Raw genomic sequence first — 11696 nt, forward strand, 5'->3', positions numbered from 1 at the left:
TTTAAGATATGCATACAGAGCTTCAGATGATTTAGAAGCTCCAGAAATAAAAAGACAATTACGAAATCATTGGAAAATACTACAACAAACAATAAAAAAATATGATTTTTCAAATGTTAAAAAAGAATCTGAGTCTTAAAATCCAATCCTTATAATTTGTTACTTTTACAACACTAGACAAATAACATCATGAACGACAGTATAATTCTCATTCTATCAATTCTTATCTCTACAGCTATTGGCGCTTATTTAGGTATGCTTTTTATTAAACTAAAAAGTAAAAGCGAACAAAGCACTTTAGAAGAACGTCAAAATCAGATGACTTCAACTATTGTAGATTTAAAACAACAGCTTTCAAAATTAGAGACTGAACGGGAAGCGATAAGACGTGATAAAGAAACCATAAGTACAGAGTTAACTAGAAGAACTACAGAATACAAAAATCTTCAAGATCAAAATTTAAAGCGTGATGAAGAATTAGAAGAAAGACAAGCGCAACTAAGAAAAGACTTTGAGCTTCTAGCGACTAAAATTCTAGATGAAAAATCTGAAAAATTCACACTTCAGAATAAAGAAAATATTAAAAATATTTTAAACCCATTGCAGGAAAAAATTCAAGGATTTGAGAAAAAAGTGGAAGACACTCAGATAAGGAGTGTTAAAATGCATTCAGCTCTTGAAGAACAATTGAAAGGTTTAAAAGACCTTAATCAGCAAATGACTAAAGAGGCTACAAACCTAACTAAAGCTCTTAAAGGAGATAGTAAAATGCAAGGAAATTGGGGCGAATTGGTATTAGAGCGTGTCCTTGAAAAATCTGGACTAGAAAAAGATCGCGAATATTTCGTTCAGCAAAGTTTTAATTTACCTGACGGTACACGAGTATTGCCTGATGTTGTTTTATATCTTCCAGATAACAAAAAAATGATTATTGATAGCAAGGTGTCTTTAACAGATTATGAGCGCTATGTAAATACAGAAGATGATGAAAGAAATATCTATTTAAAAGCACATATCAATTCTATAAAAAAGCATGTTGATCAGCTATCTGAAAAAAATTATCAAGATTTGTATGATATTGAATCTCCAGATTTTGTCTTATTATTTATACCTATTGAACCTGCTTTTGCAATTGCAATAAACGAAGACAACTCACTATATAATAAAGCATTTGAACAAAACATTGTTATCGTTACGCCTTCTACCCTTTTGGCAACCCTTCGTACTATTGACACCATGTGGAATAATGAAAAACAGCAACGAAATGCCATTGAAATTGCTAGACAAGCTGGCTCTCTGTATGATAAATTTGAAGGTTTAGTGAAAGATCTAACTGGAGTAGGAAAACGAATAGACGATGCTAAAAAAGACTATTCTTCTGCCATGAATAAATTAGTTGATGGACGTGGTAATCTAATTACTAGTGTTGAGAAACTTAAAAAATTAGGTGCTAAAGCTAAAAAATCACTACCTGAGACCATATTGAAACGTGCTCAAGAGGATGATGAATAATAATGATTATGAATTATAAAACTATAGATTCTTCAAGAATTAGTATTTCTCAATTAATGCAACCTTCACATTCAAATTTTAGTGGAAAAATACATGGTGGTTACATTTTAAATTTGATGGATCAGATTGCATTTGCTTGTGCTTCAAAGCACTCAGAAGCATACTGCGTAACTGCTTCTGTTGATACTGTTGATTTTTTGAACCCAATCGAAGTTGGCGAATTGGTAACTATGAAAGCGTCAATCAATTACGTTGGAAAAACATCAATGGTTGTAGGTATTCGTGTTGAATCTGAAAATATTACTACCGGAACAGTTAGACATTGTAACTCTTCTTATTTCACTATGGTAGCCAAGAATAAACTTGGTAAATCTGTAGAAGTTCCCGGTTTGATAATAAATGACAAAACAGAAATAAAACGTTTCTTAAAAGCTCTTAAACGAAAGAAAACTAAAATTTCAAGACAAGCTGAATTTAATAGTGAAGATTTTTCTCCTACAGATTATTTGGAGTATTTAAAGTCCTATAGAATTAAGATAGAACTTCCTGAGAAGTAAAAAAAAAGCCACCAACATATATTGGCGACTTTTTTTATATTTATATATAATATACTTATTGTTTCACAAAACGTTTAGTTTGTGTTGTGTTTTCAGTTGAAATTCTTACAAGATAGACACCACTATTCCATTTAGAAACATCAATTGATGTATTTAAAGCATCCTCTTGGCTTGTATAAACTCGTTTTCCTAATACATCATATACAGAAATTATAGCATTTTTAGAATCTTGAGACAAATGCACATTTAGACTTGATATTGCTGGGTTTGGTGAAATCAAAAATTCATCTGTACTTATAACTTCATTTGTATTCAATGTTGTAGAAGCAGTAATACCATCTAAATCCATTCGCCTCGCTCCAGTTTCCCCAAGCCAAAATAACACTGGATTTGTTGTTGTTGTACTTAATATCCTCATTTCAAAGACATCTGCTAAAACTTGTGCAGGTGTTAAACCAGTACCACCAGATATGGTAGTAAAATCAGAAGGCTGTATTGGAATTGTTACAGATTGCCAACCTGAACCAGCAGCAATAACAACTGGCGTAGTAGTTACTATTTGAGTGCCTACTGAAGTAGTAGGCTCATTACTAAAACCCAATCTTAAAGTGAGATCTCCTGTTGTTGCTCGAACATTCATTTTAATAGCTAAAACATCTTGTTCAACAAAATCACCAGACCATTGCTCATTTCTTGAAAATACAATCATTCTACTTCCTGCTCCATTAGCATTTCCAGTTGTAACATAACTAAAATAACCATCATCAACTCCATTAGGACCTCCACTTGCAGGAGTACTAATTAAGTTAGCCGCAACTGCTGAATTCCCTACAGTCCAATTTTGTGTGGTATTATCTTCAAAATCATCAACTTGATTGGCTCCTACTTGAGCAAATAAAACAAATGGAATTAGTGATAAAAAAAGTATAAGTAAAGTTCTATTCATAGTATGATATAATAATTCATATCAAATATAGCGCATTTTCTGTTCACATTTAATTTCTAAAACTGAAAAGCCGTACAATTTAAATTGTACGGCTTAAAAATCATATAACTCAAAATATACTATTGTTTTACAAATCGTTTGGTCTGAGTTGTATTTTCTGTAGAAACTCTAACTAAATACACTCCATTATTCCAATTAGAAACATCTACCATAGTTGATAAAGAATTTAATGCTCCTGTGTATATTTGTTTTCCAAGAACATCGTAAACTTTTACTGTTGAATTCTCAGAATATATTTGTAAATTAATATTAAAATGTGTTTCTGAAGGATTTGGAGTAATGCTAAAATCGCTAGCGATAAATTCTTTTTCGCTCAATGTTAATCCTTGCATTGTAGCTCCTCGATTTTCAGGGCCATGCCATTCTAAATCAAAACCAACAAAACGAGCTCTAGCCCAAACTAATTCTATAGATGTTGCAGATGCAGAAAACACATAGTCACGAGGATTTCCTGTATTAGCATCTCTTGTAGCTACAAGAGTTCTAACTCCTGAATTTACAGTATTGGATGAAATTGACCAATCTCGTTGACCATCAGCATCTTCAGTGGGATTGATACCTGTAGCATCTTGTCCTGGCTCTTGTGCATCAAAACCAAAAAACCTATCTGTAAGCTCTGTTACAGTTGTTCCTGGGCTTTCAGGATCTTCATATTCCAAATAAATAACAACATCTCCACCAGAAGTCATACTCTGCACTCCAAATCCTAAACCTAACCATCTATTTTCTGGTCCAACCATAGTTAAAGTAACTGTGCTTGAGTTGACATCAATCTGTGCAGAATACTCTAATCCAGAAGTATTAGATAATTGAATCATACCTGTGGTAAAGGTTTGTCCGAAAACTGTATTGAAGTAAAATATACCAATTAAGGCTAAAGTAATTTTTTTCATATAATTAATTTTTATTGATAAGCTTAATTATGGATTCATTTTGTGTCATAGCTGCGTAATTTATAGCATTATTACCTCTATTGTCTTTAAAAGTAACATCGGCATTAGCATCAACTAATAGCTTTATTATAGATTCATTTTTCAAAAAAATAGCATAATGTAATGCTGTGGTTCCGTTTGTATCTGCAAAATTTACATTTGCATTCTGTTTAATTAAATGCTCAACTATTTCTGTTCTGTTCTTATAAACTGCAGCCATTAAAGGTGTTCCGTAATCACTTATACCATCTATGTTTTTCACTTTAGATGCCAGAAAAACTGCAACATCTGTGTTGCCTCTGTAACACGCTAAAGTTAAAGGTAAATGACCATTACTATCAGCAATATTGATTGTATCAGAATTAATAGTCATTAACTTCTTAACGTCTTCAATTGATCCTGAACGAGCTATATCAAAGATATTCTCTTGTCCGTAGGACAAAAATGACATCATAAAAAAGAAGTATAAACTTATTTTCATTGGGTTCAACATAATAGGTTTAAGTAACAGAGGGCTAAAGTACTAATTTTGTGACAAATACACCTTACCGTTCATCGAAAAAAGATAGATTATTTACTTAAATACATTTTACGTCTTGAATACAAATTGTAAAATTCATCATCTTTTAAACTATCAATAAACAAAATACTTTCGCCTGTACTCTTCATTTCAGGGCCTAATTTTTTATTAACATTAGGGAATTTATTAAACGAGAATACAGGTTGTTTAATCGCATAACCTTCCAATTTAGGCTTGAAATCAAAATCAGTGACTTTCTTTTCCCCTAGCATTACTTTAGTTGCATAGTTTACATAAGGCTCGCCATATGCTTTCGCTATAAAAGGAACAGTACGAGATGCTCTTGGATTCGCTTCAATGATGTATACTTTATCATCTTTAATTGCAAATTGAATATTAATTAAACCAACGGTATTTAATGCTAAGGCTATCTTTTTTGTGTGATCTTTTATTTGTTGCATTACAAATTCACCTAAGTTGAAAGGTGGTAAAGTTGCATTACTGTCACCTGAGTGAATACCACAAGGTTCAATATGTTCCATAATACCAATGATATAGACATTCTCACCATCACAAATAGCATCTGCTTCAGCTTCAATGGCACCATCAAGATAATGATCTAATAATAATTGATTTCCTGGCATTCTACGTAGTAAATCAACAACATGTTCTTCAAGTTCTTCTTTATTGATTACAATTTTCATGCCTTGACCTCCAAGAACATAAGAAGGTCTCACTAAAATTGGGAAATCTAAAACATCAGCAATTGCAGCAGCTTCATCTGCAGTTGTTGCTATATCAAATTGAGGATATGGAATATTATTCTCTTTCAAAAGATTAGAGAATAACCCTCTATCTTCAGCTAAATCTAGAGATTGATAAGTTGTGCCAATAATCTTTATCCCATAGCGATCTAATTTTTCAGCTAATTTTAAAGCCGTTTGTCCACCTAATTGAACAATGACTCCTTCTGGTTTTTCATGACGAATAATATCGTAGATATGTTCCCAAAAAACAGGTTCAAAATATAATTTATCTGCAATATCAAAATCAGTCGAAACTGTTTCTGGATTACAATTAATCATTATCGTTTCGTATCCACATTCAGCACTTGCTAAAACACCATGAACACAGCAGTAATCGAACTCAATTCCTTGTCCGATTCTATTAGGTCCAGAACCTAAAACAATTATTTTCTTTTTATCTGAGACAACACTCTCATTTGCTGAATATTTTTCACCATTAGCCGTTTCTAATTCATTTTCAAAAGTAGAATAGTAATAAGGTGTTTGTGCTTTAAATTCCGCAGCACAAGTATCTACTAATTTGTATACACGGTTAATTTTAAATTCATCACGCTTGTTATAGACTTGGCTTTCTAAACATTTGAGCATATGAGCTATTTGACGATCTCCATAACCTTTTTGCTTCGCCTCTAATAACAACTCACGCTCAATAGTATCAATTGTGAATTTAGAAATTTCCTTTTCAAGTTCATGTAATTCTTCATATTGCTTTAAGAACCACATATCAATTTTAGTAATTTCATGGATTCTACTTAATGGGATTCCCATTTGAATGGCATCATATATAGCGAAGACTCGATCCCAACTTGCATAGGTTAACTTGTCGATAATTTGTTGATAATCTTTATAACCTTTTCCATCAGCACCTAATCCATTACGCTTAATCTCTAAAGATTGAGTTGCTTTATGAAGTGCTTCCTGAAATGATCGACCAATGGCCATAACTTCACCAACAGCTTTCATTTGAAGTCCTAATCGTCTATCTGATCCTTCGAATTTATCAAAATTCCAACGTGGAATCTTAACAACAACGTAATCTAAAGTCGGTTCGAATAGCGCTGAAGTAGATCCTGTAATTTGATTACTTAATTCATCTAAAGTATAACCAGTAGCTAATTTTGCTGCTACTTTTGCAATTGGATAACCCGTTGCTTTACTAGCTAAAGCTGAAGAACGAGATACACGAGGATTAATTTCAATAGCAATAATGTCTTCATTTTCATCAGGACTTACTGCAAATTGCACATTACATCCTCCTGCAAAATCACCAATACTTCGCATCATATGAATTGCCATATCACGCATTTTTTGGAAAGTCTTGTCAGAGAGTGTCATTGCTGGAGCAACTGTAATAGAATCTCCAGTATGGATTCCCATAGGATCCATATTTTCTATGGTACAAATAATAACAACGTTATCATTTTTATCTCTCAATAGCTCTAATTCGTATTCTTTCCAGCCTATTAATGCTTTATCAATCATAACCTCATGAATTGGAGATGTTTCTAATCCACGAGTTAATAATTCATCAAATTCTTCTTCTTTATAAACAAACGAAGCTCCTGCTCCACCTAAAGTGTAACTTGCTCTAATTACCAATGGGAAACCAAATTCCTGAGCAATTTCTTTCCCTTTTAGATAAGAATTTGCAGTTGCTTGTGGTGCCATACCAACACCAATCTTAAGCATCAATTCTCTAAACTGCTCTCTATCTTCAGTAATATTAATCGCGTCAATATCGACACCAATAATATCAACATCAAAATCTTCCCATATTCCTTTTTCATCTGCTTCAATACAAAGATTTAAAGCCGTTTGACCACCCATTGTTGGTAAAACAGCATCAATTTGAGGATGCTCTTTTAAGATTTTGATAATGGACTTCGTGGTTAATGGCAACAGATAAACATGGTCAGCCATGGTAGGATCTGTCATAATTGTAGCTGGATTAGAATTGATAAGAATGGTTTCAATTCCATCTTCACGAAGAGAACGTAAAGCTTGTGTTCCAGAATAATCAAATTCACAGGCTTGACCAATCACAATCGGTCCTGAGCCTATAATAAGAATAGATTTTAATGTGTCGTTTTTAGGCATGTTTGTTTTTTTTTATGGTTGCAAAAATAGGTAACAAATAGGTACAAAAAAAGGTGTTACACCTAAGTAACACCTTTAAAATATTAACAATTGTTAATCATTATTTTTTATGTCTAGTTTCAGATGATACAGACAATTTCTTTCTTCCCTTAGCTCTTCTACGTGCTAAAACTTTTCTTCCATTTACAGAAGCCATTCTTTCTCTAAAACCGTGTTTATTTCTTCTTTTTCTTTTAGACGGTTGAAACGTTCTTTTAGGCATTGTCTTATATTTTTAAAATCTTGTTATCGTTTTTAAGCGTTTTAAGCTGTTCTTAAAACTGCGTGCAAATATACAAAGAGTTTTTAGTTTGCCAAACCTAAATTTAAAAATATTTACAATTGTTTTTATTAACTTTGCAGCCTAAATTTTAAATTCAAAAAATGTTCAATAAAAACATAAAACTAGTTATCGCATTTTTAATTATAGCCTATGCTATATACCAATTTATTGAAGGCTATATTGGCAATGGTATCATGTACATATTGTTATCACTTATTTTTGTATTTCTGTATTTCAAAAACGAATTTATTTTACTTGCCTTTTTAAAATTGAGAAAGCAAGATTTTGAAGGCGCTAAAAAGTGGTTGAACAAAATTAAAAACCCATCAAGTGCTTTAGTAAAAAAACAAGAGGGTTATTATAATTATCTTCATGGTGTTATGCTTGCTCAAACCGACATGAATACCTCTGAGAAATTTTTTAAAAAAGCTGTGAATCTTGGGTTGTCTATGGATCATGATTTAGCTATGGCTAAATTAAATCTAGCTGGAATAGCCTTTAGTAAACGTCGTCCTCAAGAAGCCAAAAAGCTTTTAGCAGAAGCTGAAAAGCTTGACAAACGTGATATGCTAGCTGAGCAAATTAAAATGTTTAAGCAGCAAATGAAAAAAACTGCAATTCCGAAACAACATTACGGTCAACCTACATCATCTAGACAAAACAGAAGAAGTAGGCGTTAATTACATTACAACAATGGTGACCAAAGTCTAGCAAAAGACTCTTGAAGCTTACTTAGTTTTGATCTCTTTTTCCAAGATTCAAAATCAACAGAATCACTTTCTTTTAAATCTTCTAAAAACTGATTTTTTAAAATTTTGCTTTGTTTCTCATTATAGATTAATGCATTTATTTCGAAGTTTATATTAAAACTTCTATTGTCAAGATTACACGTACCAATAGTTGAAAACACATCGTCGACAACTAAAGTTTTAGCATGAATAAAACCTTTGTAGTAACGATACACTTTTATTCCAGCAAACAAGAGCTCATCTAAATATGAATTTGTAGCATTAGCTGCAATCCAAGAATCTGATGCCTTAGGAATTAACAACCTCACATCCACTCCTATTTTTGCAGCAATCTGGAGAGCTGTTATAATTTGTGCGTTAGGAATAAAATATGGTGTGGTTATATAAATATAATTTTCAGCATTATTAATTGCTGTTAACATTGCCTCCATAATATTAGCCCAATTAGTATCGGGACCACTAGCAGCAATTTGAATAGCTATGTTTTCATCTGCATCGACACTTGGGAAGTATTTTTCATTTATATCTAAGGATGAATCACTAACAAAATCCCAAGTAGTCAAAAAATGAAATTGTAACACTTTTACTGCTTCACCATAAATTCTAAGGTGTGTATCTCTCCAAAATAATTTGTTCTTTTTATTATTAATATATTCATCTGAAACGTTGATACCACCAATGTAACCAATAACTCCATCAATAATTGCGATTTTTCTATGATTTCTGTAGTTGGATTTACCTGTTAAACTCGAAAATAAAACTGGCATAAATGGATAATGTTCAACGCCACTTTCATCAAGCTGACGCTTCATGGCTGATGACAATTTACTACCTACATCATCATAGCTTAATTTAACCTCAATACCTGATTTAGCTTTTTCTGATAGAATATCTAAAATTTCAGTACCTATGTCATCATCTTTGATAATATAATATTCCAGATGAATATATTTTTTTGCTTGTTTTAAATCTTCAATAAGTAGTTTAAATTTTACCTCTCCATTTTTAAGAATATCAATGGAGTTGTTCAACGTTAAAGGAGATTTTTCACTTGCCTTGAGTAACTTTATAAGTTTTACCTTATCATCTAATTCATCAAAAAACTCATCTTTAGCAAACTCTCGTCCTTCAATATGAAGATCTATACCGACAGACTTTATAATGTTCGCATTAGAAATATCTTTACGATTGAATATTTTATTTTTTCGATATTCTTGTCCGAAGAGATAATATACTATTAATCCGAAAAAAGGAAAAAACACCAAAACGAGAATATATGCAACTGTTTTTGATGAATTTATTTTTTTAAATAGAATCGTAATGATAGCTATTACTGCTAATAAATAATTAAGAACTAGCAATATTGACCAAAAACTATCTTTTAATGAATCTATCATTTAAGGTTTTACGGAGTAAAATCCATCTTTTGGAATATCAATCTTATATTTTTTTCTGGATTTATTATTAAGGTGAGGCTCTCTTAACCATGGATTATGGAGTTTTAATATTTTGTAGTTGATTCCAAATTTTTTAGCAAATTGAGAGAAATTAGTAACTGCTGTATCAACTTCAACTTTATAAGTAGGAACAGTTGTATATAGATCATCTTCACTAAAGTTGAATCCATATTTATTTGGATGATTTAAAATTTCCTTGAGAGCAACTATTCTAAACAAATAGCGTCCAGTTTCCTCTCCTAATAACAAATCATAATAATCATTTACACCTTGTTCTTTTAATCGTCTAGAAACTCCTGCATTACCGGCATTATATGCAGCAGCAGCTAAGGTCCAAGAGCCTAATTGTGCTTTAGCTTTGAGTAAATATTTACAAGCAACTTCTGTCGACATTTCTAGATTATAACGTTGATCTACATTACTATTAATTTCTAATCCATTTTCTCTTCCAGTAGTTTTCATAATTTGCCATACACCTCTTGCTCCAGCTGGAGAAACCGCATTAGTTAATCCGCTTTCAATAACAGCTAAATATTTAAAATCATCTGGAATATTATTTTTTTTTAAAATCGGTTCAATAATTGGGAAGTACTTGGCGGCTCTTTTGAACATGAGTAAGCCGTTAGATTGCCAATAAGTATTTACTAATAACTCTCTATCCATTCGTTCCAAAATATCAGGATTATTAAGTGGTAAAGCTTCACCAGCAAAATCTAACGATTCAGGAACAGACAATGCATACACATTATAGTCTTTTACTGGTCTCGAGTTGTTAATAGATTCAACTTTATTTGAATCCCGAGTATCATCTGGTGATTTCTGCATTGCAAAAATGAACATCCCAGAAAGGGCAATTAAACCGATAGTTGCTAATATATTCTTAATCGTCTTCATATTTTCTTTTTTATAAATGTATAAAATATTACAGTGGCTATCAAGGCTTGTTTAAGATAAGTTTTGGTAAATTTTCGTTAAACCATTTGTACTTATTTATTATCATAATATGAGTCCCTCCTTTTATTACAATACAATTGCCCTGACATGAATGAGGAAAAATAGCATCTTTATCACCATGAATGTATGTTGCTTCTTTATTTGGTTCTTCTTGATTCCATTCAATAACATTTTCAATTGCCCAATCTAAATATTGCTTATCGCTCACAGATAAATATTTTTTATAAAGTTCAATTCGCTTTGTAACGGTTTCTCCAAAGGCATATTTTGCAAGAAAATCGATATTACTAACAAGTTGCGTAGGTAATATTTTATAAGCCTTTGTGAGTTTCATAAGTTTCATTCGTTTAGGCAATTCATGTTTAGATTTCACACTTGATACCACGAATAATTTTCTAAGTGATATGTGTTTACTCATTTCCTGAACTAAAATTCCTCCGAAAGACACACCCAACAAAACGATATTATCGTACTCGATTTTTTCAATCATTCGCTTAGCATAAGACGCTAAAGACTCCTTTTTATTGGGCAACATCCATTCCAGCCAATGTATCTCAAATTGATCTTCTGGCAACTTGATATGCTCAAAAATTGTTGGATTTGCAGCCAAACCAGGCATAAGATAAACGTGAATGATTTCTTGAGACATAACTATTTAAAAATCAGTTATTTTTAGTTTATGTTAATTTTTTGTAAATTTGCAATACAAAACTATATAAATCTATAGTTCTACCCTACCAACCATTGAATTAAATACGAATTATTATGATTGATGCAGCAGAAC

General features: G+C 31.8%; 11 protein-coding genes. 3 read left to right on the top strand and 8 right to left on the bottom strand.

Annotation, left to right across the window (positions count from 1 at the left end; genetic code table 11):
• Positions 1-189: 189 nt before the first annotated feature.
• Both AB8B90_RS13230 and AB8B90_RS13235 read left to right on the top strand, forming a co-directional pair.
• Complete coding sequence (locus AB8B90_RS13230) at positions 190-1512, top strand: DNA recombination protein RmuC (RefSeq protein ID WP_405337746.1); 1323 nt, start codon at positions 190-192, stop codon at positions 1510-1512.
• A 2-nt stretch (positions 1513-1514) separates the two neighbouring features.
• The gene (locus tag AB8B90_RS13235) at positions 1515-2069 is read left to right on the top strand and encodes an acyl-CoA thioesterase (protein WP_405337749.1); all 555 of its coding nucleotides are present in this window, start codon (positions 1515-1517) and stop codon (positions 2067-2069) included.
• Between the two features lie 55 nt (positions 2070-2124).
• Here AB8B90_RS13235 and AB8B90_RS13240 read toward each other — a convergent pair whose 3' ends face one another.
• The 5 genes from AB8B90_RS13240 to rpmH form a co-directional block, all read right to left on the bottom strand.
• Positions 2125-3015, bottom strand: a complete 891-nt coding sequence (locus AB8B90_RS13240) for a T9SS type A sorting domain-containing protein (protein ID WP_405337752.1) — start codon at positions 3013-3015, stop codon at positions 2125-2127.
• A gap of 119 nt (positions 3016-3134) precedes the next feature.
• Complete coding sequence (locus AB8B90_RS13245; RefSeq protein WP_405337755.1) at positions 3135-3968, bottom strand: T9SS type A sorting domain-containing protein; 834 nt, start codon at positions 3966-3968, stop codon at positions 3135-3137.
• 4 nt (positions 3969-3972) lie between these two features.
• A complete protein-coding gene (locus AB8B90_RS13250; protein WP_405337758.1) occupies positions 3973-4461 on the bottom strand; it encodes an ankyrin repeat domain-containing protein in 489 nt (162 codons plus the stop codon).
• A gap of 116 nt (positions 4462-4577) precedes the next feature.
• A complete protein-coding gene (carB, locus tag AB8B90_RS13255; RefSeq protein ID WP_405337761.1) occupies positions 4578-7430 on the bottom strand; it encodes a carbamoyl-phosphate synthase large subunit in 2853 nt (950 codons plus the stop codon).
• Positions 7431-7530: 100 nt separating this feature from the next.
• Positions 7531-7692 carry a 50S ribosomal protein L34 gene (gene rpmH, locus AB8B90_RS13260; protein WP_033961596.1) on the bottom strand — a complete coding sequence of 54 codons (162 nt, stop codon included), beginning with the start codon at positions 7690-7692 and terminating at the stop codon, positions 7531-7533.
• Between the two features lie 161 nt (positions 7693-7853).
• On the opposite strand from rpmH, the gene AB8B90_RS13265 reads away from it, so the two are divergent.
• On the top strand, positions 7854-8432 hold the full coding sequence (locus tag AB8B90_RS13265) for a DUF2892 domain-containing protein (protein WP_405337765.1): 579 nt from the start codon (positions 7854-7856) through the stop codon (positions 8430-8432).
• 5 nt (positions 8433-8437) lie between these two features.
• Here the strand turns inward: AB8B90_RS13265 and cls are convergent, their stop codons facing one another.
• From cls to AB8B90_RS13280, 3 genes are read right to left on the bottom strand one after another with little or no spacing between them, the layout of a single operon-like run.
• Positions 8438-9898: a cardiolipin synthase gene (gene cls, locus AB8B90_RS13270; protein ID WP_405337767.1), complete on the bottom strand. Its 1461-nt coding sequence runs from the start codon at positions 9896-9898 to the stop codon at positions 8438-8440.
• On the bottom strand, positions 9899-10852 hold the full coding sequence (locus tag AB8B90_RS13275; protein ID WP_405337770.1) for a lytic transglycosylase domain-containing protein: 954 nt from the start codon (positions 10850-10852) through the stop codon (positions 9899-9901).
• A gap of 40 nt (positions 10853-10892) precedes the next feature.
• Complete coding sequence (locus AB8B90_RS13280; RefSeq protein WP_405337773.1) at positions 10893-11561, bottom strand: alpha/beta hydrolase; 669 nt, start codon at positions 11559-11561, stop codon at positions 10893-10895.
• Positions 11562-11696: the final 135 nt, after the last annotated feature.

The sequence above is a fragment of the Psychroserpens sp. genome, assembly GCF_045105015.1.
Classification (GTDB): domain Bacteria; phylum Bacteroidota; class Bacteroidia; order Flavobacteriales; family Flavobacteriaceae; genus Psychroserpens.

Excerpts from the sequence above, each read along its gene's own strand:
- rpmH (WP_033961596.1), bottom strand. The coding sequence starts at position 7,692 with ATGCCTAAAAGAACGTTTCAACCGTCTAAAAGAAAAAGAAGAAATAAA.
- cls (WP_405337767.1), bottom strand. The coding sequence starts at position 9,898 with ATGATAGATTCATTAAAAGATAGTTTTTGGTCAATATTGCTAGTTCTT.
- AB8B90_RS13275 (WP_405337770.1), bottom strand. The coding sequence starts at position 10,852 with ATGAAGACGATTAAGAATATATTAGCAACTATCGGTTTAATTGCCCTT.
- AB8B90_RS13240 (WP_405337752.1), bottom strand. The coding sequence starts at position 3,015 with ATGAATAGAACTTTACTTATACTTTTTTTATCACTAATTCCATTTGTT.
- AB8B90_RS13235 (WP_405337749.1), top strand. The coding sequence starts at position 1,515 with ATGATTATGAATTATAAAACTATAGATTCTTCAAGAATTAGTATTTCT.
- AB8B90_RS13250 (WP_405337758.1), bottom strand. The coding sequence starts at position 4,461 with ATGATGTCATTTTTGTCCTACGGACAAGAGAATATCTTTGATATAGCT.
- AB8B90_RS13230 (WP_405337746.1), top strand. The coding sequence starts at position 190 with ATGAACGACAGTATAATTCTCATTCTATCAATTCTTATCTCTACAGCT.
- AB8B90_RS13245 (WP_405337755.1), bottom strand. The coding sequence starts at position 3,968 with ATGAAAAAAATTACTTTAGCCTTAATTGGTATATTTTACTTCAATACA.
- AB8B90_RS13265 (WP_405337765.1), top strand. The coding sequence starts at position 7,854 with ATGTTCAATAAAAACATAAAACTAGTTATCGCATTTTTAATTATAGCC.
- AB8B90_RS13280 (WP_405337773.1), bottom strand. The coding sequence starts at position 11,561 with ATGTCTCAAGAAATCATTCACGTTTATCTTATGCCTGGTTTGGCTGCA.
- carB (WP_405337761.1), bottom strand. The coding sequence starts at position 7,430 with ATGCCTAAAAACGACACATTAAAATCTATTCTTATTATAGGCTCAGGA.